The following is an 18,198-nucleotide window of genomic DNA, read 5'->3' as shown; positions in this document are numbered from 1 at the left end:
ATGAAAAATATATTAGCTTGTTTATTTACTGCACTTATACTGTGCTCATGTGGAACAGATAAAGAAAAGAAACAAACAATCAAGTTAAAAGAACCGACTAAGAAAGAACTTACAGCGATTGAAAAAAGCGCCCAACGCGGTAAAGAAATTTATAGAGAGTTATGTGTTACCTGTCACCTGACTAATGGTAAAGGAGTTACAGGAGCATTTCCACCGCTCAATCCTAGTGACTGGATCACTGGTAAACGTAAAGAAAGTATTCATGCCGTTAAATATGGCCTAAAGGGAGAAATTGTAGTAAATGGAGTTACTTATAACAATATAATGCAGTACCAAGGTCTAGATGATGAAGAGGTTGCCGATGTACTTAATTATATCATTGACACCTGGAATCCAACTGAAAAGATGGTTACCGTTGAAGAGGTCCAACAAATTAAAAAATAATATAATGAAAAAGCCCATCACAGTGTGATGGGCTTTTATTATATAATAGTATAGTCTTAATTGTAAATTGACTCCTTACCGTGGTGTACACAAAGCATGTAATAAATAATAGCACGATATTTAGCTCGTTCACTTTTTCCGTACTTTTCAATCACAGCTTCAACAGAATCCATTAAGTTATCACCTGATAAACCTAATTTCTTTTTCAAGTAGTTGTCTACCACACGTTGCATTTCACTACTTTCTGCGCTTACGGTTTCAGCATCTTTATTATAAATAGAAGGACCTAATCCCTTAGTAACCTTTCTAAGTAGTTCCTCGTCCAGTTTTCCACCTACTTTTTCCTTGTAAGCTTTAACGTACTTCTCTACTCTTTCATCAAATTTACTCATAATAATGTTCGTTAGTTAAAAAGTTAAAGGCTAAAGTTAGTTAAATAAATGTTATCGTAAAAATTTAAAATAATTTAATAAAATCTCGTCATTCACTTTACTTGGAGTAACTATTTCTAACAATTGTGGTTTATCATTTTTTGATAGAAATTGTTGGTACGCTTTCGCGAAAGCGGCCTCATCACCTACTTTGTGATACCCTATATGGTACATCTCGCACAACTGTATAGCAGTTAAATCATGTTTGGTTTCAAAATACGTATCAAATTCATGAGTATCCTTATGGCCTGGTAATATTCTAAAAATACCACCACCAGAATTATTGATAACTATGATTTTAAAGTTTTTGGGTATGTAGTTATTCCATAATGCATTTGAATCGTAAAAGAAACTAAGATCACCGGTAATAAAAATGCAGGGTCTGTCGCTTGCCATTGCTGCCCCTATAGCCGTACTCGTGCTTCCATCAATTCCACTTGTTCCACGATTTGCATAAATTTTATGTGAGGTATTCATAGGAAATAATTGAGCATACCTTACCGTACTACTATTTCCTAATTGAAGCAGTATGTTATCAGGAAGATTCTGGAATAACAATTTATAAACCTTAAAGTCACACCAAGGCATAGTTTCAAAATAGGATTTCCTTTTTTCAATTCTATTCTTAAAAGTTTTCAACCAGTATTCCTGATATTGACTATTTACAGTTTTAGTTTGTAAGGATTGAACCCATGTAGAAGGCTTTACTTTTATATGACCAGCAAGTTTAAAAAAAGTATCATAGGCTCTTCTTTTTCCTACGTGATAATGAATTTTGGTTTCAAACTTGCGTAAGTATTGTTTGATTTTTTTACTTACAATCATTCCTCCTATAGTTACCACCATATCGGGTTGTAGGTGAGTAATTTCCTCATCTATATTTTCAATAGGAGCTATTAAGGTATCTATTCCCCATACCACTTTGTCATGTCGGATATTGGATCCTACCTCACTCATGATTAAAACACTAGGATCTGATGTAAGTTTGTTTAAATCGGCTTCAGTAAGAACATCAACATTTAAGGTTGAAAGTATGATTAATTTTGAAGAACTTTTATCCCAATGTTTATAGAATTCATCTGGAATTATAGATGTTTCCTCTTTAAGAATGTCAATAGTTTTAACGTCTTTAATGGTAGACTTCTCTACCCTATTATACAGCGGTTCTTCAAAAGGAATGTTTATATGAACTGGACCAGACCTAGCTATGGTGGTGTTTAAGGCTTTATTAAGTAATCTTTCATTAGTTGCGATTGATTCTACCTGTATTTTATCATGAATCATGGTAAGCTCGCAATCGTATAAAATATGGTTGGAGTAAACGTGTTTTTGCCTTATGGTTTGACCATCTCCTATATCTATTTTATGCGGCGGCCTGTCGGCACTTAAAACGATTAAAGGTATTTCACTATAATAGGCCTCAGTAACTGCCGGATAGTAATTGAGTAAAGCACTACCACTTGTACATAAAAGAGCCACAGGTTCTCTTAATTGTTGTGCCATTCCTAGAGCTACATGTCCTGCACAACGTTCATCTACAATACTATAACAGGTAAAAAAACTATCCTCAGTAAAACCGATGGTAAGAGGTGCATTACGTGATCCTGGAGAAATCACAATATGCTTAATTTGTCGTTTCTTAAAAAGCAAAACTACCTGCTGGGCATGAATTATTTCTGGCAACATATACCACAAAGGTAATAGCAGGCAATTACATTTCCTTGATATTAACGCTTAATTAAAGCTTAAGCTCGATACTCTTTTGGTCTATCTTAAAACGTCTTTAATCGAAATAAACGGCAAATCAGAAAAATAATCCAGTATTTGGGAAATTAAAAATTGCTAGGTCCATAAAATTTATCGATATTTAAAGTGTAAATTAGCCCAATTATGATCCTTATAAAATACTTGATTTTTTACAGTTTTGTACTTTTCTATCAAACGGGAATCTATTGTAAAAAAGCAGTTTATAGTATCATACTATCTTTTAGAAGAAATGCTCAGTATGCAAAATCCTTCTCATTCAAGACCAGTTTAATACGTACTGCTTTTAGAAGTATTTTATAAAACACGAAGCATAGTACCCATTTTATTCACTGTTTCTAGATATTCTGCTTGGGCATGACTTAATGCTGTTATGCCGCCACCTACGTACAATGTAGCCGTTTTATCGTTCAATTCCATGCATCTTAAATTGACAAAAAACTCTGCATTCTTATTGTTGTTATTCACCACTCCTAAAAAGCCTGTATAAAAGGACCTTTCGTATCCTTCATTTTCCTTAATAAATTGCAAAGCTTGTTTTGTAGGCATACCACAGACGGCTGGTGTAGGATGTAAAGCATTAAGATACTTATACATATTATTTGGGTTAATTTGTGCCTCAATATCAGTTTTTAGGTGGCAAATTGCTCCTGCTTGTACAGTTTGAGGTTGTGATGTTTCAATATCTGTTGCATCAGTCAATTTGAGTTGTTCAACTATATAATCAGTGACTAGCTGTTGTTCTTCTCTCTCTTTTTTTCCCCAATAAATATCGGTCACTCCATCATAAGCTACTGTTCCAGCCAATGACATGGTTTTTAAAGTCGTGTTTTCGATTTTTAACAATAATTCTGGAGTTGCTCCCATCCAGGCACCTACTTTAGGATGATAAAAAAAGTAGCTGTTTGCCGTTGGATACAAATTGAGCAGGCGTTCAAGTAATTTTACTTGTGACAAATGACTTTTAATAGTTTGCTTTCGCGAAAGCACTACTTTCCTTAAATCTCCTTGTTGTAAATTATTAATAGCCTTGTCAACAAGTATTACATACTCATCTTTATTTACTTCTTTATCAAATTCTGGAAGAGTACTTTCAACCTTTTGCTGCGTCCAAGGAAAACTTATACTATTTTCTACGGGTATATAAACACTATGTTGTTCTTTTAAAAAAGGAGCAAATACAATATAATCTTCTTCAAGAGGTGTAGTTTTATGCCATTCTTGATCAGATTGATAGAATAAATTGACGCGATTTTCATTACTTTTTTTAAGTACAAAAAAGGGTAACTCTTGGGCTAAAAGTTGTGATACTTGATGTAAGAAAGGACTGTTCACTGTTATTGTTTTAAAAGAGCAATAGTTGTTAATTTACACAAAGAGATTAACCTATCTTGATCATCTGTTATTCTTATTTGCCATAGTTGAGTAGTTCGTCCTTTGTGAATAAAAGATGCGGTCGCATAAACATATCCTTCTTTAATGGATCGCGTATGATTGGCACTTATTTCTAGACCTCTTATAGTATATTTTTCGGTATCCAGAAAGAGAAAACTAGCCGCGCTACCTACCGACTCGGCCAAAGCTACACTGGCACCACCATGTAGAACTCCGTCAGGTTGATAAACTTTATGAGTAACCGGCATGCGTGCAGTTAGTGTATCTTCTGTAACATCTACATACTCAATATCAAGTGTTTCCATTAGTGTATTACGGCTTATGGTATTACACTGGTCTAGTATATTTTGTTTGTCCATATCTTTACCCAAAAATAAGCCTACAATATAAATATATGGTTAAAACTGTCTTATATAATCATACCAATAGTTACGATACTTTAAACGAATTAACGGATACCACAAAATGTATCTGGATATGTTTTCATGGATTGGGATACTTATCAAAATACTTTAAAAGATATTTTATCAATTTTCCTAAAGACGATCACTATTTTATAATTCCTCAGGCTCCTTCAAAGTATTATCAAGGCTCTGATTTTAAACATGTAGGTGCAAGCTGGCTTACTAGAGAAAATACCATGCAAGAAATGGATAATGTTCTTAATTACCTTGATAAGGTAATTACACAAGAAAATATTAAGGGCGATCCTAGAATTGTTTTGATGGGATATTCACAAGGTGTTTCAATTGCTACTAGGTTTATGTCACAATACTTTTACAATGTAAAGGCCTTAATTATTCAAAGTGGTAGTTTACCACAAGAGCTTAACGAAAATGATGGCCAACATTTTGAAACTTTTTGTGATAGAATCATACATATATCTGGAACTAAAGATGAATACGTGAACGATAAAGTTATTGAACGAGAAAAAGAACGTATTGATACTCTCTTTGGCACAAAATGTGAAAAACATAGACCGGATATAAAGCATGTGGTTCATGTAGAATTGTTACAAACCATTGCAAAAAGCTTAACGTGATGAAATTATTATTTGCTACCCACAATCAAAATAAATTAAAAGAAATTCAAGCTTTAATGCCGGCTAATATTGAGCTGGTATGTTTAAAGGATATTAATTTTGAGGAAGACATTCCTGAAACTTCTGAAACAATTTCTGGTAATGCTATTCAGAAAGTAGAATATCTTGTAAATAGAGTCAAGATGCCTGTATTTGCAGATGATACTGGTTTACTAGTTGATGCCCTAAATAATGAACCAGGAGTATATAGTGCAAGATATGCAGGTCCTGAACGTGATAGTGAGGCAAATATGCAATTGGTCTTAGACAAGTTAGAAAATACTCGCAATAGAAATGCGAGATTTGTTACTGCCATAGCTTTGTCATTACAAGGCTGTCAATTGTTATTTGAAGGTGTTTGTGAAGGTGTTATCACCGACGAGAAGAAAGGTGAAAAAGGTTTTGGATACGATCCAATTTTTAAACCTAATGAAGCAGATAAAACCTTTGCAGAAATGTCACTAACCGAAAAAGGTGAAATAAGCCACCGTGCTCGAGCCTTCAGAAAGCTCATTTCATATTTGGAAGAGGATGTTAACGGCCGTTAATATATTGAGAATTTATAGAGTATTGAACTCAATTGAATTATTTTAGCTTATAGAATGAAGCATCTACTATTTTTAATTTTGTGTTTTGGAGTTTTCTTTAACACCACTACTGCCCAAGACAGTACATCAGTCAAAGTTGATACAGTAAAAACTATCGCAAAAAAAACTAAAGTTACCGGTGTCGTTCTTAATGCAAAGGACAATTCTCCTCTTGTAAATGTTAATATTGTTAACCTTAATCAAGTTAAAGGAACCGTTACCAATGAAGCTGGAGAGTTTTCCATTACTGCCAAGGTAAATGACACACTTTTCTTTTCCTATTTAGGTTTTCAAACTATTAATGTACCTGTTACCAACGACTGGATAAAATTTGGAAATGTAACTATTTCTATGACCGAAAAAGGGATTGCTCTTGAGGAAGTGGTTGTAGAGGAAATTCAATTAACCGGTTATTTAGAGATCGATGCAAAAAAAGCTCCTATTTATAGCAAGCGTAGATATAGCATAAGTGGTCTAGAAAAGGGATATGAAGCAGGTGATGAGGAACCAGGAGCGGTAACCAAAGTATTAGGATCTATTTTTAATCCAGCTGATTTTCTGTATAACACCTTTAGTAAGAAAGGTAAATCTCTTAAAAAGCTTAGAGAAATAAAGAAAGCAGACGAGGTAAGAAACATATTACAAAGTAAGTACGACAGAGAAACATTGATGAACCTTCTTCAAATGGATAAGGTTAGTATTGATGAAATTCTACGTAATTGCCAATACTCTAAAAAGTTCATTGAAGAAGCTAGTGATTTACAAATCTTAGATGCTATTAGTGAATGTTATGAGGAATATAAAGTCCTGAAAAAAGAAGATAAAAAGAAGTAACGATTAATACCACTTTATGTTAAGTTTAAAAACCATATTATATGCTACGGCAGGATTTGCCCTCGCTGCATCGTGTAATACTATGAAAGGTACCGATGCTGACGCGTCTGGTTCAAATTCTAGTGAAAATTCAAGTATGATTAATTCATCAATGTCTTCCAAGGAAGAAGTGATGAAATATGCGAATACAATTACCGTTGAAGAACTAAAAGAGCAATTATACTTCTATGCTAGCGACGAAATGGAAGGTCGTTATACAGGTGAGCCTGGTCAGAAAAAAGCTGTCGAATATTTGAGAGAGCAGTATAAAAAAATGGGTGTTCCCGGTGGATTAAATGATGGCGCTTACTTTCAAACAGTACCTGCCTCCTACTTTAGAAAAATTAAAAACGATTCAGAAAATGTACTGGCGTATATAGAAGGTTCTGAAAAACCAGAAGAAGTACTTGTTATTAGTGCTCATTTGGATCATGTAGGAATGGAAGATGGTGAAGTTTTTAATGGTGCCGATGATGATGGAAGCGGTACTATTGCCTTACTTGAAATTGCTGAAGCATTTAAACAAGCAAAAAATGATGGAAAAGGTCCTAAACGTTCCTTACTATTTTTACATGTTACAGGTGAAGAAATAGGTTTATATGGTAGTAGATATTATTCTGAGAATCCTATTTATCCTTTAGAAAATACCATAGCAAATTTGAATATTGATATGATAGGCCGCATAGATCCTCAACAAAAGGATGATCCTAATTATGTTTATTTAATAGGAAGTGATATGCTCTCTCAAGATTTACATGATATGAGTGAAGCTGCCAAAGCAAAATATGACATGGATATTCGATTAGATTATAAGTATAACGGGAAAAACGATCCTAATCGCTTTTATTACAGAAGTGACCACTACAATTTTGCTAAAAATAATGTACCTGTAATATTTTATTTCAATGGCGTACATGAAGATTATCACAAGGCTACTGATACTCCAGATAAAATTGAATATGATCTTTATCAAAAACGTGCTAAGTTGATTTTTGTTACAGCTTGGGAACTAGCAAATGCTGATTCAAGACCAGCTCTTAAGGAAAAGGAATAATTTTTTACTAAGTGATTATATATAAACCTGCTCGTTATTGAGCAGGTTTTTTTATTAATACTCCATCTATTTAATTATGCTATAAAACTTGTTTAAATAGATACTATAATTTAAGGTTTCACTCGATAAACACTATTTAATTCACTTTAACTACCTAGACGTATACGACCACCTTAAGTTTATAGAAATACCTATAATAAAAAAACCTCAACATTTTCATGTTGAGGTTTATAGTATAATGTATGTTATTAATTAAAATCTATAACCTACTGAGAATCTAACTAATCTTGTGTATTCATCATTTTTGAATTCTTCATTGTCAAACAGATCTGTAACACCTTCAGCAAAATTTGCTTTAAGGAATAAACCTAATTCTGGGAAATCGTATCCTAGACCTAAAGAAACAGAAAGATTAGAATCTACAGTCACCTCATCATCTATGTCTACTTCATTTCCACCAGCAACACTTTGAGTAGCATTAAGAAGAAATCCAACTTGTGGTCCTGCATGAACGGTAAGATTGTTCCAAACTCTATAACGTACGTGTAAAGGTATATTGATAAAATCAAGATTAATCTCTGATTCTGTATTACCTATTTCAAAAGTTTCTCCTTCTCTGCTGTAAAGTATACTGGTTTCAGCACTCCAGCGATCATCAAAGGTGAACAATCCATTTAAACCAGCGTGAAAAGAAACCGCATTGTCTTCCAATTCACCACCACCTACATTGTTAATTTTTGAGATGTTAACTCCACCTAATAGACCGTAAGAAAATTCTTGGGCTGTTGCTATGATACTCACGCAGAAGAATACTGCAAAAGATACTAAAAGTTTTTTCATTGTATAGTTTTTGGTAAGTCAAATATATAAAAAGAATGTAGACTACACCGTAAACCACAATTAAAGATTATAAACTACTTATTTCATACGCTTTTTACGATTGCGCTCATAGTCAGAAAAAATCATCTCACCTAATCCCTTTAAGCCAGTATAAAAGGCTTTACCTTTATTTGCTTCGGTAAACGCGTCTACAAACTGTTGTAGGTAGGGATCATTTGCTATCATAAACGTTGTTATAGGTATATGCAACCTTCTAGCCTGTGCCGCCATGTTGTAACACTTGTCAACTATGTATTCATCTAGACCATTAGAATTCTTATAATACCTACCGTCACTCAATCTTAAACAACTAGGCTTACCATCGGTGATCATAAATATTTGCTTGTTTGTATTACGCTTACGACGCAGTAAATCTAGTGCAAGCTGTAATCCAGCGACGGTATTAGTATGATAGGGTCCTACTTTTAGATAAGGTAAATCTGCAATTTTAATTGGCCACGCATCATTACCAAATACTATGATATCAAGAGTATCTTTTGGGTATCTGGTAGTTATTAATTCGGCCAGTGCCATAGCCACTTTTTTTGCAGGTGTTATTCGATCTTCTCCATAAAGAATCATGGAGTGAGAGATGTCTATCATTAATACCGTACTCATTTGAGCCTTGAACTGTGTATCCTCTACTACTAGATCTTCTTCAGTAAGGTTAAAGTTTCCTATACCGTGATTAATTTGTGCGTTACGTAAACTCTCAGTCATGGAAATGGAACCTAGGTCGTCACCAAATTTATAAGCTCTAAAATCACCGCTGTGCTCATCTCCGGTTCCTAATTTTGATGTTTTGTGATTCCCACTTGCGCCTTTACGCATATTACCAAAAATTTGCTCTAGAGCATGCTTACGTAATAATTGTTCTGTTTTTGCTGTAATGGTGAACCTTCCAGATCCATCACCGTCATCTGATCCATCTTGTCCCTTTGATGGATCAATTTCTTCTCGTATATAACCACGCTGTTTTAAATCCTCAATAAAATCGTCTATCGTATATTCTGCAGTGGTTAGGTGGTATTCCTTATCTAATTCACGCAACCATTCAATAGCTTCATCAAAATCACCAGAGGTGTGAGTGATTAACTCCTTGAAAATATCAAATAGCTTGTCAAAGGGGTCTTTGTCCTTTGGGTTGTGAATTTCAAATCTGGTACCGTATCGTTCTTGGTAATTCATACAATAAAAATAGTCTGTTTTGTATAGTTAGGCTTACATTGTTTAGGGTTTAACGTAGGTTTTACACCATATAAAGGTTAAGAATGGGTTATTATATGGTAATTATTTCATTGAATAACAATATTATATCAAGGTTTGTCGCGTTTACGCTTTCGCGAAAGCGAAATAACATTATTTTTGCAGCCGCTTAAACAAACAAAAGATTATGCAAGTACATCCTTGGCACGACGTGTCGTACGGAGACAAAGCTCCGGAAATTGTAAATGGAATTATTGAGATACCAAAGAATACTCGCGCAAAATATGAGTTAGATAAGGAAACGGGAATGTTGATTTTAGATCGTGTGATCTACTCTTCAATGTATTACCCTACTAACTATGGTTTTATACCACAAACTTATTGTGACGATCAAGATCCACTAGATATTCTAGTACTTTCACAAATTGAAATCGTACCTATGTGTATGGTTGAAGCAAAGGTTATCGGTGTAATGCAAATGATGGATGGTGGTGAAATGGATGATAAAATAATAGCCGTTGCCGCAAATGACATGTCGGTTGCTCACTTTAATGATGTAAGCGAATTACCAGAATACTGGAAAAAAGAAATGCGTAATTTCTTTGAAGATTATAAAAAGTTAGAGAACAAAACTGTTGATGTAGAAGAATTCCAAGGTCGTGAAAAAGCTATGGAGATCGTACAACAAGCAATTACTGATTATAAAAACAAGTTCAATAAATAATACTTTTATAGAACCTAATAAAAAAACCTGTTCCTATCATGAGCAGGTTTTTTTATTTGAAATTAATTGTTGAGCTGATCCTGTAGTTTGCTTAAATATTCGGGTACAAGTTTTAAACGTGATCCATACCACGAGAACATCTCACCATCAACTAGTATAATTTTAGGAATAACCTTCGGTTTTAAAGCGTTGGGTGCTGGTGCTAGTGTAAATGCTTCAATAAGTTCTTGTTTATCTTCTTCTTTAAAAGGATAGGGTTCACTAGATAGTAGGATAAATTCTGGTTGTAATTTTATTAACTCATCAAGTGAAAACTCTGGATATCGTTGTAGGTCTTTACATAAATTTTCAAATCCACCTTGTTTTAAAACATGATGAATAAATGTATCATTACCCGTTGCCATGTAAGGATTCTTCCAAATTAAGTATACTGCATTTTTTGCTGAATCCACTTTTAGCTTGTTGAATTCCATTTTAATAGTACGAACTAAGGATTTTGCCTTGAAAGAACTACCTGTCATCATTCCTATATCATGAATCATCTCGTAAGCGTTCTCCAATGTCAAAATATCACTCACATAAGTAGGAGCTATTTGATCACAAGCAGCTACGATATCTAGGGTGTTTTCCTCTTTATTTGCAATAATTAAATCTGGCTGTAACTCATAAATACGTTCTAGTACTATTTTTTTAGTACCACCTACGACAACTTTATCAGTGCGTAAGTTTTCTGGGTGTACGCAATACCTAGTAACGCCCACAATTCTATCTTCTAATCCTAGATCAACTAGTAATTCGGTTTGAGATGGAACCAGTGAAACGATTCGTTCAGGTAAATTTGCTATTTCAACTACTCGGTTAAGCTGGTCTATACCTTTATAAAACATTAATCTAGTGCGTTTTTTGTTACCCATAACTTATAACCTAAAAGCGCCATTTGCCATTTGGTTGCCTTGCTTAGATCTAATCTCTTTTTAGTAAAACTGGGTAACAGCTTTTTATTAATTGATGCAAGTGCTTTGAAAAAATATTTTTTCATAACTCAAATATAGGAATATGTTAACGAGTAATGCGTTAATTGTACTATAAGAAATCACTGCTATTACTTATATTTGCAATTCTTTTTTACAAGCTTAAATACTTGTTTATTACTCTAAAAAACAGAATAATTACAATGGCAGATTTACCTAAAATTATCTATACAAAAACAGATGAAGCACCAGCACTAGCAACCGCTTCTTTTTTACCAATCATTAAAAAATTTATTGCTCCAGCAGGTATCGATATTGATACAGCAGATATTTCTCTAGCTGGAAGAATTATTGCTACTTTCCCAGAAAACCTAACTGAAGATCAAAAACAAGAAGATGCTCTCGCACAGCTAGGTGAACTTGTAAAGCAACCAGACGCCAATGTTATAAAATTACCTAACATAAGTGCATCAATACCACAATTGACTGCTGCTATTGCAGAATTACAAGCACTAGGTTATAACCTACCTGATTACCCTGAGGATCCTCAAACCGAGGAGGAAAAAGAAATCCAAAAACGTTATAATAAGATTAAAGGTAGTGCAGTAAATCCTGTTTTACGTGAAGGTAACTCTGATCGTCGCGCTCCTAAACCGGTAAAGCAATACGCAAAGAACAATCCACACTCTATGGGTGCATGGAGTTCTGATTCAAAATCACATGTTGCAACTATGTCTGCAGGTGATTTTGCGCACAACGAGAAATCTCACACCTTTGAAGAATCTACTTCGGTTTCTATTCAATTAGTAAAAAATGATGGAGAAACTGAAGTTCTTAAAAGTGGTTTAAATCTTCAAAAAGGAGAAATACTAGACGCTACTAACATGAGTAAGAATGCTCTGTTATCTTTCTTAAAAGAACAAATCGAAGATGCCAAAAGTCAAGGCGTACTTTTTTCACTGCATATGAAAGCAACGATGATGAAGGTTTCTGATCCTATCATTTTTGGCCATGCGGTGCGCACATTCTTTGCTCCGGTATTTGAAAAATTTGGTACCGAATTAGAGCAGGCTGGTGTAGATGTGAATAATGGGTTTGGTGATTTATTATCAAAATTAGATCAATTACCAGGCGATGTTCAAACTGCGATTGAAAAGGAAATTGAAAAAGTATACGAGCAACGTCCTGATATCGCAATGGTAAATAGCGATAAAGGAATTACTAATTTACATGTACCTAGTGATGTAATTATTGATGCCTCAATGCCAGCAATGATACGTACATCTGGACAAATGTGGAACAAGTCAGGAGAAACTCAAGATACCAAAGCGGTGATTCCAGATAGTTCATATGCTGGAATCTATCAGGAGACTATCCAGTTTTGTAAAGAACATGGTGCATTTGATCCTACTACCATGGGTACGGTTCCTAATGTAGGTCTGATGGCTCAAAAAGCCGAAGAATATGGTTCACACGATAAAACATTTGAAATACAAGCAAACGGTAAAGTGCAAGTAGTTTCTGAAAATGGTACTGTCATTACAGAACACGATGTAGAAGAAGGTGATATATGGAGAGCTTGTCAAACTAAGGATGCTCCTATTCAAGATTGGGTTAAACTGGCAGTTTCTAGAGCCAGAGCAACTAATGACCCTGCTATTTTCTGGTTAGACGAGAATAGAGCACACGATGCTGAACTAATCAAAAAGGTAAATACGTATCTTAAGGATCATGACACGGAAGGCTTGGACATCTCAATCGCTTCACCAGTTGAAGCTACAAAACGTACGCTAGCTAGAATGAAGGATGGTTTAAACACCATCTCGGTTACCGGTAACGTACTTAGAGATTACAATACAGACTTATTCCCTATCCTAGAATTGGGCACAAGTGCCAAAATGCTATCTATTGTTCCATTAATGAACGGTGGTGGACTATTCGAAACTGGCGCTGGTGGATCTGCTCCAAAACACGTGCAGCAGTTTGAAAAAGAAAATCACTTAAGATGGGACTCTTTAGGCGAGTTTCTTGCTCTTGCAGTTTCTCTGGAACATCTAGCTGAGAAATACGATAATAAGAAAGCTCAAATTCTTGCAGATTCCCTGGATCGCGCAACAGAGAAGTTCTTAACTAACAAAAAGTCTCCTTCAAGAAAGGTTAATGAGTTAGATAACCGTGGTTCGCATTTTTATCTAGCCTTGTATTGGGCCCAAGAATTAGCTTCTCAAAATCAAGATGAAGAACTAAGTGCACAATTCAGTTCACTAGCTAAAGAATTATCTGATAATGAAGAGGTAATCAATAAAGAATTGATTGATGCGCAAGGTGTTGCTATGGATATTGGAGGATATTATCGTCCAGATGCTGCAAAAGAATCAGCAGCAATGCGCCCTAGCGCCACATTAAACAGTATTATTGGTTAAAATAAAACAATTTAATGTTATAAAGCCTGTTTGTAAGTGTACAAACAGGCTTTTTTTATTTCCATTCCACTACAACTTTTTAAATTAAGTCTTCTGCTTTTGCTTTCTAGCTGCAGGAAATAAAATATTGTTTAAAATCAAACGATAGCCCGGTGATGTAGGGTGAAGTTTTAATTCTGTAGGTGGATCTCCTACCCTATGCTGGTAATCTTCTGGATCGTGACCACCATAAAAAGTGAAAAAGCCTTTACCACGTATTCCGTGTAAGTATTTAGCCTCGCCGTTTGATCTATTTTCAGCGAGAACTAGTACATTCTTTTTTACTTCTTCTCTTGTGTAACTGGTAGTTTGCCCCATAAACCCTTTTACTAGCGAAGTATGATTTTGATTGAGCATGGTTGGAATAGGGTCCCATTTGGCGCTAAAATCCATCAAAGTAAAGTAGTCCAACTCCTTTGCTACCTTACGTTTAGTAGTCATATCTATACTACTAAACTCATAAACCATAGGAGAACGTTCCAGTACAAAATCAGTAAAAGCAAAAGTTTTATTGAAATCAATCTTTGACTGGTAATCTGGTTCACTAGCATCACCATCAAACATAGGTTCGCAAATATCAACATCTTCTGCTGCTAGCGCTATATCAAAGCTATCTGTAGCACTGCACATGGCAAACATAAAACCACCACCTATTACATAATCTCTTATCTTTTTTGCTACGGCAAGTTTTGCCTCACTTACTTTGTTATATCCCAGCTCTGCAGCCAGTTCTTCTGCTTCCTTCTTTTCTTGAATGTACCACGGCGCAGTTCTAAAGCTGCGATAAAATTTACCATACTGTCCTGTAAAATCCTCATGATGCAAGTGCAACCAGTCATACAATAACAATTCATCATTTAAAACTTCTTTATCATAGACCTTGGTATATGGAATTTCGGCATAAGTAAGTACCATGGTAACCGCATCATCCCAAGGTTGTTTTCCTGTAGGAGTATATACTGCAATTTTAGGTGCCTTCTCTAGCACCACTTCTTGCATATTTTGCGACGGGCTAGCAATGAATTCAAGGATTTGTGCTGTCTCGCCTTCATTTAATGATTCGTAACTTACCCCACGTATAGTAAGTTCTTTTTTTATCCCATCAGTTTCTGGAATTAAGAAGGAACCACCTCTATAATTAAGTAACCATTTAACTTTTATACCTTGTTCAAGCACCCAATAAGCCGTTCCATAGGCTTTTAAATGATCTTTTTGAGTATCGGCATCCATGGGAACAAGAACATATTGCGCATGAGAAAACAGACCAATTAGGCATAAAAGAATACAACTTATATAATTTTTAATCATGGTAACCTATTCAAGTTTAAGATTGGAGAACTCGTCATGTCAAGATGGAATTTTTAGTGTACGCTTTCGCGAAAGCGTAATTAAACTAAACTCTATCGTGCCGCATGAGCACAGCTTCATAATCCATGCCGAAATCTCTCAACTGGTACTAAAATACAAATAGGATACGAGAAATGAATTGTAATTTCTAAAAAGCTAGATCGTCATTATCAATTCCAAAAGCATCTCCTGGATTGGAAGGTCTTATTCCTGCATTATCAGATTTAAATGTATCGTCATTTGCTGCATTCATTTTGGAACCAATTTCCTGTGGCGATGAGAAGAAATCGTCCAAGTTATCGAACTTACCAAATTTACCTAAGAATTTCAACCGTATGCTATCAGTAGCACCATTACGGTGTTTTGCTACAATAAATTCACCTTGGTCTTTGGTAGGTCCACGATCATCATCATCCCATTCTTCTAGACCATAATACTCGGGTCTATAAATGAAAGAAACGATATCGGCATCTTGCTCGATGGCTCCAGATTCCCTAAGGTCTGAAAGTAACGGTCGTTTTGTACCACCACGAGATTCAACAGCACGAGATAACTGTGACAATGCAATTACAGGCACGTTAAGTTCTTTGGCCAGGGCTTTAAGGTTACGAGAAATAGTTGATATTTCTTGCTCACGATTACCACCTTTACTGTTTGTTTGTGCGGTCATTAATTGCAAGTAATCAATCATGATAAGCTTGATACCGTATTGCGATGCCAGACGGCGACATTTTGCTCTAAGGTCAAAAATGGATAACGATGGAGTGTCATCAATATAAATAGGAGCCTGTTCAAGATCTTTAACCTTTACATTAAGTTGTTCCCATTCATAGCTCTCTAATTTACCAGTACGTAGTTTTTCTGAACTTAATCCAGTTTCGGCAGAAATAAGACGTGTAATAAGCTGTACCGAGCTCATCTCTAAAGAAAAGAAAGCTACAGGAGTATTAGACCCAATCGCAATATTACGAGCCATACTTAAAGTAAAGGCTGTTTTACCCATACCTGGACGTGCTGCGATAATAATTAGATCACTTGGTTGCCAACCACTGGTTAATTTGTCCAGATCAGTAAATCCTGTAGGAATTCCACTTAATCCATCGCGGTTTGCAATTTCTTCTATTTTTTGTTTTGCCTGTCGTACGAGATCCATCGCTGTCTCGGTACTTTTTCTAATATTACCTTGGGTGACCTCATATAATTTAGATTCGGCAGTATCCAGCAAGTCAAATACATCAGTAGATTCTTCATAGGCATCTTCAATAATTTCTGAAGAAATCGAAATAAGCTGCCTTTGAATATGTTTCTGTAGGATAATACGGGCATGATATTCAATGTGCGCTGTTGAGCTCACTAATTGACTTAATTGCACCAAATAATGATCACCACCAACTGCTTCAATACGTTCTTGCTTACGTAATTGACTGCTTACGGTTAATAAGTCAATAGGTTTACCTTCTTTGAAAAGAATATCAATCGCTTCAAAGATGTGTTGATGGCTTTTTTGGTAAAAAACCTCTGGTGAAAGCAGGTCAATTACCTCATCTACACCTTTACCATCAATCATCAACGCACCCAGCACAACACGCTCTAAATCAACAGCTTGTGGTGGTATCTTACCTTTTTCAAGGGCGATAACCGGACTGTTTCCAGAGATTTTATTAGAACGTACTTGTATTTTTTCCATAGTTTTCAAAGGTAGTTTTTAAAGTAGGTTTATACTAGCTAGTCTATTCACCATTAACTAACAATCGTGTTTAAAAAGCATTTAATAACCTGTTAATAAGGTACAAAAAATTTTGTTAAATAGGAAGTTTACACTAGCTCAAAAAAAAATGGGATTTTTCTATATTACTATTTGTAGTTGATAACTTCTTTATTGAAAAAAAGCGCAAAAAAAGACGCCTTTATTTTCATAAAAGCGCCTAATATTAATGAGTTAAGAATTATCCATTATACACACCCATATCAGCATATTTATCCATACGCTGCTCTACAAGTTTACTGGATTCTAATTCTTTTAATTCTGTGTAATGTCTCGTTATACAGTCTGCCACCGATTTGAAGATAGCATCACGATCTCGGTGTGCACCACCTAGAGGTTCTTTAAGTACCTCATCTACAAGCTTCATCTTTTTCATGTCGGTACTGGTAAGTTTAAGAGCCTCGGCAGCTTGTTCTTTATATTCCCAACTGCGCCATAAGATTGATGAACAACTTTCTGGTGAAATAACGGAATACCACGTGTTTTCTAGCATCACAACTCTATCTCCTACTCCTATTCCTAGTGCTCCACCACTTGCTCCTTCTCCTATAATCATTACGATAATAGGCACTTTAAGTCGTGTCATTTCAAGGATATTGCGTGCAATTGCCTCACCTTGACCACGTTCTTCTGCTTCAAGACCTGGATAAGCACCTGGAGTATCGATTAATGCCACTACAGGAATCCCGAATTTCTCGGCACTTTTCATTAAACGTAACGCTTTTCTATAACCTTCAGGATTTGCCATTCCAAAGTTGCGGTACTGTCTTGTTTTAGTATTATAACCCTTTTGTTGACCTATAAACATATAGGACTGGTCTCCTATTTTACCCAGACCACCAATCATGGCTTTATCATCCTTCACATTACGATCTCCATGAAGTTCTAACCAGGTATCACCGCAAATGGCTTTAATATAGTCAAGTGTATAAGGGCGATTAGGGTGACGTGATATTTGAACACGTTGCCACGGGCTTAGGTTTTTGTAAATCTCTTTACGAGTGGCCTTAATCTTTTTTTCTATTTTTTTAACCGTATCAGTCACATCAACCTCACTTCCTTCTCCTATCTCAAGTGTTTGCTTGTACTTGTCTTCTAGTTCCTTAATCGGTAATTCAAAATCTAAATATTCCATTATCCTTTTGGACTTTATAATTCGAAAAACAAATGTAGTAAAACTTAAAGTGAATAACGATGAGTTTTTTGGATTTGGGA

19 protein-coding genes are annotated in these 18,198 nt (G+C 35.2%); 8 read left to right on the top strand and 11 right to left on the bottom strand.

The window, feature by feature from the left end; genetic code table 11:
- A complete protein-coding gene (locus tag I5168_RS08820) occupies positions 1 to 444 on the top strand; it encodes a c-type cytochrome (RefSeq protein ID WP_167342148.1) in 444 nt (147 codons plus the stop codon).
- A gap of 56 nt (positions 445 to 500) precedes the next feature.
- Here the strand turns inward: I5168_RS08820 and I5168_RS08815 are convergent, their stop codons facing one another.
- The 4 genes from I5168_RS08815 to I5168_RS08800 form a co-directional block, all read right to left on the bottom strand.
- On the bottom strand, positions 501 to 836 hold the full coding sequence (locus I5168_RS08815) for a DUF2853 family protein (RefSeq protein WP_042279379.1): 336 nt from the start codon (positions 834 to 836) through the stop codon (positions 501 to 503).
- A gap of 51 nt (positions 837 to 887) precedes the next feature.
- Positions 888 to 2,561, bottom strand: a complete 1,674-nt coding sequence (gene menD, locus I5168_RS08810; protein ID WP_105019193.1) for a 2-succinyl-5-enolpyruvyl-6-hydroxy-3-cyclohexene-1-carboxylic-acid synthase — start codon at positions 2,559 to 2,561, stop codon at positions 888 to 890.
- 375 nt (positions 2,562 to 2,936) lie between these two features.
- Positions 2,937 to 3,974, bottom strand: a complete 1,038-nt coding sequence (locus I5168_RS08805) for an isochorismate synthase (protein ID WP_181072613.1) — start codon at positions 3,972 to 3,974, stop codon at positions 2,937 to 2,939.
- Positions 3,975 to 3,976: 2 nt separating this feature from the next.
- Entirely contained in the window at positions 3,977 to 4,393 is a 417-nt protein-coding gene (locus tag I5168_RS08800; RefSeq protein ID WP_060525105.1) for a hotdog fold thioesterase, read from the bottom strand.
- A 35-nt stretch (positions 4,394 to 4,428) separates the two neighbouring features.
- On the opposite strand from I5168_RS08800, the gene I5168_RS08795 reads away from it, so the two are divergent.
- From I5168_RS08795 to I5168_RS08780, 4 genes are read left to right on the top strand one after another with little or no spacing between them, the layout of a single operon-like run.
- Positions 4,429 to 5,076, top strand: a complete 648-nt coding sequence (locus tag I5168_RS08795; RefSeq protein WP_431471533.1) for an alpha/beta hydrolase — start codon at positions 4,429 to 4,431, stop codon at positions 5,074 to 5,076.
- Entirely contained in the window at positions 5,076 to 5,663 is a 588-nt protein-coding gene (gene rdgB, locus I5168_RS08790) for an RdgB/HAM1 family non-canonical purine NTP pyrophosphatase (protein ID WP_431471532.1), read from the top strand. Before I5168_RS08795 ends, rdgB begins: the two co-directional genes overlap by 1 nt.
- A gap of 54 nt (positions 5,664 to 5,717) precedes the next feature.
- On the top strand, positions 5,718 to 6,536 hold the full coding sequence (locus I5168_RS08785) for a carboxypeptidase-like regulatory domain-containing protein (protein WP_105019196.1): 819 nt from the start codon (positions 5,718 to 5,720) through the stop codon (positions 6,534 to 6,536).
- A gap of 16 nt (positions 6,537 to 6,552) precedes the next feature.
- Positions 6,553 to 7,629 (top strand): M28 family metallopeptidase, encoded by a 1,077-nt coding sequence (locus tag I5168_RS08780; protein WP_407941859.1) that lies wholly within the window; start codon positions 6,553 to 6,555, stop codon positions 7,627 to 7,629.
- Positions 7,630 to 7,881: 252 nt separating this feature from the next.
- Here the strand turns inward: I5168_RS08780 and I5168_RS08775 are convergent, their stop codons facing one another.
- The gene (locus tag I5168_RS08775; RefSeq protein ID WP_042279393.1) at positions 7,882 to 8,469 is read right to left on the bottom strand and encodes a porin family protein; all 588 of its coding nucleotides are present in this window, start codon (positions 8,467 to 8,469) and stop codon (positions 7,882 to 7,884) included.
- Positions 8,470 to 8,547: 78 nt separating this feature from the next.
- Complete coding sequence (locus I5168_RS08770; protein WP_042279394.1) at positions 8,548 to 9,696, bottom strand: vWA domain-containing protein; 1,149 nt, start codon at positions 9,694 to 9,696, stop codon at positions 8,548 to 8,550.
- Positions 9,697 to 9,901: 205 nt separating this feature from the next.
- On the opposite strand from I5168_RS08770, the gene I5168_RS08765 reads away from it, so the two are divergent.
- Positions 9,902 to 10,438 carry an inorganic diphosphatase gene (locus tag I5168_RS08765; protein WP_042279395.1) on the top strand — a complete coding sequence of 179 codons (537 nt, stop codon included), beginning with the start codon at positions 9,902 to 9,904 and terminating at the stop codon, positions 10,436 to 10,438.
- A 62-nt stretch (positions 10,439 to 10,500) separates the two neighbouring features.
- Here I5168_RS08765 and I5168_RS08760 read toward each other — a convergent pair whose 3' ends face one another.
- Entirely contained in the window at positions 10,501 to 11,352 is an 852-nt protein-coding gene (locus I5168_RS08760) for an ABC transporter substrate-binding protein (protein ID WP_431471531.1), read from the bottom strand.
- Positions 11,325 to 11,477 (bottom strand): SsrA-binding protein, encoded by a 153-nt coding sequence (locus I5168_RS08755; RefSeq protein ID WP_105019200.1) that lies wholly within the window; start codon positions 11,475 to 11,477, stop codon positions 11,325 to 11,327. Before I5168_RS08755 ends, I5168_RS08760 begins: the two co-directional genes overlap by 28 nt.
- 135 nt (positions 11,478 to 11,612) lie before the next feature.
- On the opposite strand from I5168_RS08755, the gene I5168_RS08750 reads away from it, so the two are divergent.
- Positions 11,613 to 13,832, top strand: a complete 2,220-nt coding sequence (locus I5168_RS08750; RefSeq protein ID WP_431471530.1) for an NADP-dependent isocitrate dehydrogenase — start codon at positions 11,613 to 11,615, stop codon at positions 13,830 to 13,832.
- An 84-nt stretch (positions 13,833 to 13,916) separates the two neighbouring features.
- On the opposite strand, the gene I5168_RS08745 is transcribed toward I5168_RS08750, so the two are convergent.
- The gene (locus I5168_RS08745) at positions 13,917 to 15,101 is read right to left on the bottom strand and encodes an asparagine synthetase B (protein WP_431472760.1); all 1,185 of its coding nucleotides are present in this window, start codon (positions 15,099 to 15,101) and stop codon (positions 13,917 to 13,919) included.
- Between the two features lie 76 nt (positions 15,102 to 15,177).
- On the opposite strand from I5168_RS08745, the gene I5168_RS08740 reads away from it, so the two are divergent.
- Positions 15,178 to 15,342 carry a hypothetical protein gene (locus I5168_RS08740; protein ID WP_167342153.1) on the top strand — a complete coding sequence of 55 codons (165 nt, stop codon included), beginning with the start codon at positions 15,178 to 15,180 and terminating at the stop codon, positions 15,340 to 15,342.
- 24 nt (positions 15,343 to 15,366) lie between these two features.
- Here I5168_RS08740 and dnaB read toward each other — a convergent pair whose 3' ends face one another.
- Both dnaB and I5168_RS08730 read right to left on the bottom strand, forming a co-directional pair.
- Positions 15,367 to 16,905, bottom strand: coding sequence for a replicative DNA helicase (gene dnaB / locus I5168_RS08735; protein WP_042279399.1), 1,539 nt, complete (start codon positions 16,903 to 16,905; stop codon positions 15,367 to 15,369).
- A 259-nt stretch (positions 16,906 to 17,164) separates the two neighbouring features.
- On the bottom strand, positions 17,165 to 18,118 hold the full coding sequence (locus I5168_RS08730; protein WP_431471529.1) for an acetyl-CoA carboxylase carboxyltransferase subunit alpha: 954 nt from the start codon (positions 18,116 to 18,118) through the stop codon (positions 17,165 to 17,167).
- Positions 18,119 to 18,198: the final 80 nt, after the last annotated feature.

Origin of the sequence: Nonlabens sp. SCSIO 43208, assembly GCF_050703575.1 — a bacterium.
Lineage (GTDB): Bacteria > Bacteroidota > Bacteroidia > Flavobacteriales > Flavobacteriaceae > Nonlabens > Nonlabens tegetincola.
The sequence above is the reverse complement of the archived record's forward strand: the minus strand, read 5'-3'. Positions and strand labels throughout refer to the sequence as shown.

Bases quoted from the DNA above. Each gene is read 5' to 3' on its own strand.
- I5168_RS08820 (WP_167342148.1), top strand. From the start codon at position 1: ATGAAAAATATATTAGCTTGTTTATTTACTGCACTTATACTGTGCTCA.
- I5168_RS08815 (WP_042279379.1), bottom strand. From the start codon at position 836: ATGAGTAAATTTGATGAAAGAGTAGAGAAGTACGTTAAAGCTTACAAG.
- menD (WP_105019193.1), bottom strand. From the start codon at position 2,561: ATGTTGCCAGAAATAATTCATGCCCAGCAGGTAGTTTTGCTTTTTAAG.
- I5168_RS08800 (WP_060525105.1), bottom strand. From the start codon at position 4,393: ATGGACAAACAAAATATACTAGACCAGTGTAATACCATAAGCCGTAAT.
- I5168_RS08795 (WP_431471533.1), top strand. From the start codon at position 4,429: ATGGTTAAAACTGTCTTATATAATCATACCAATAGTTACGATACTTTA.
- rdgB (WP_431471532.1), top strand. From the start codon at position 5,076: ATGAAATTATTATTTGCTACCCACAATCAAAATAAATTAAAAGAAATT.
- I5168_RS08785 (WP_105019196.1), top strand. From the start codon at position 5,718: ATGAAGCATCTACTATTTTTAATTTTGTGTTTTGGAGTTTTCTTTAAC.
- I5168_RS08780 (WP_407941859.1), top strand. From the start codon at position 6,553: ATGTTAAGTTTAAAAACCATATTATATGCTACGGCAGGATTTGCCCTC.
- I5168_RS08775 (WP_042279393.1), bottom strand. From the start codon at position 8,469: ATGAAAAAACTTTTAGTATCTTTTGCAGTATTCTTCTGCGTGAGTATC.
- I5168_RS08770 (WP_042279394.1), bottom strand. From the start codon at position 9,696: ATGAATTACCAAGAACGATACGGTACCAGATTTGAAATTCACAACCCA.
- I5168_RS08765 (WP_042279395.1), top strand. From the start codon at position 9,902: ATGCAAGTACATCCTTGGCACGACGTGTCGTACGGAGACAAAGCTCCG.
- I5168_RS08760 (WP_431471531.1), bottom strand. From the start codon at position 11,352: ATGGGTAACAAAAAACGCACTAGATTAATGTTTTATAAAGGTATAGAC.
- I5168_RS08755 (WP_105019200.1), bottom strand. From the start codon at position 11,477: ATGAAAAAATATTTTTTCAAAGCACTTGCATCAATTAATAAAAAGCTG.
- I5168_RS08750 (WP_431471530.1), top strand. From the start codon at position 11,613: ATGGCAGATTTACCTAAAATTATCTATACAAAAACAGATGAAGCACCA.
- I5168_RS08745 (WP_431472760.1), bottom strand. From the start codon at position 15,101: ATGGATGCCGATACTCAAAAAGATCATTTAAAAGCCTATGGAACGGCT.
- I5168_RS08740 (WP_167342153.1), top strand. From the start codon at position 15,178: ATGGTAACCTATTCAAGTTTAAGATTGGAGAACTCGTCATGTCAAGAT.
- dnaB (WP_042279399.1), bottom strand. From the start codon at position 16,905: ATGGAAAAAATACAAGTACGTTCTAATAAAATCTCTGGAAACAGTCCG.
- I5168_RS08730 (WP_431471529.1), bottom strand. From the start codon at position 18,118: ATGGAATATTTAGATTTTGAATTACCGATTAAGGAACTAGAAGACAAG.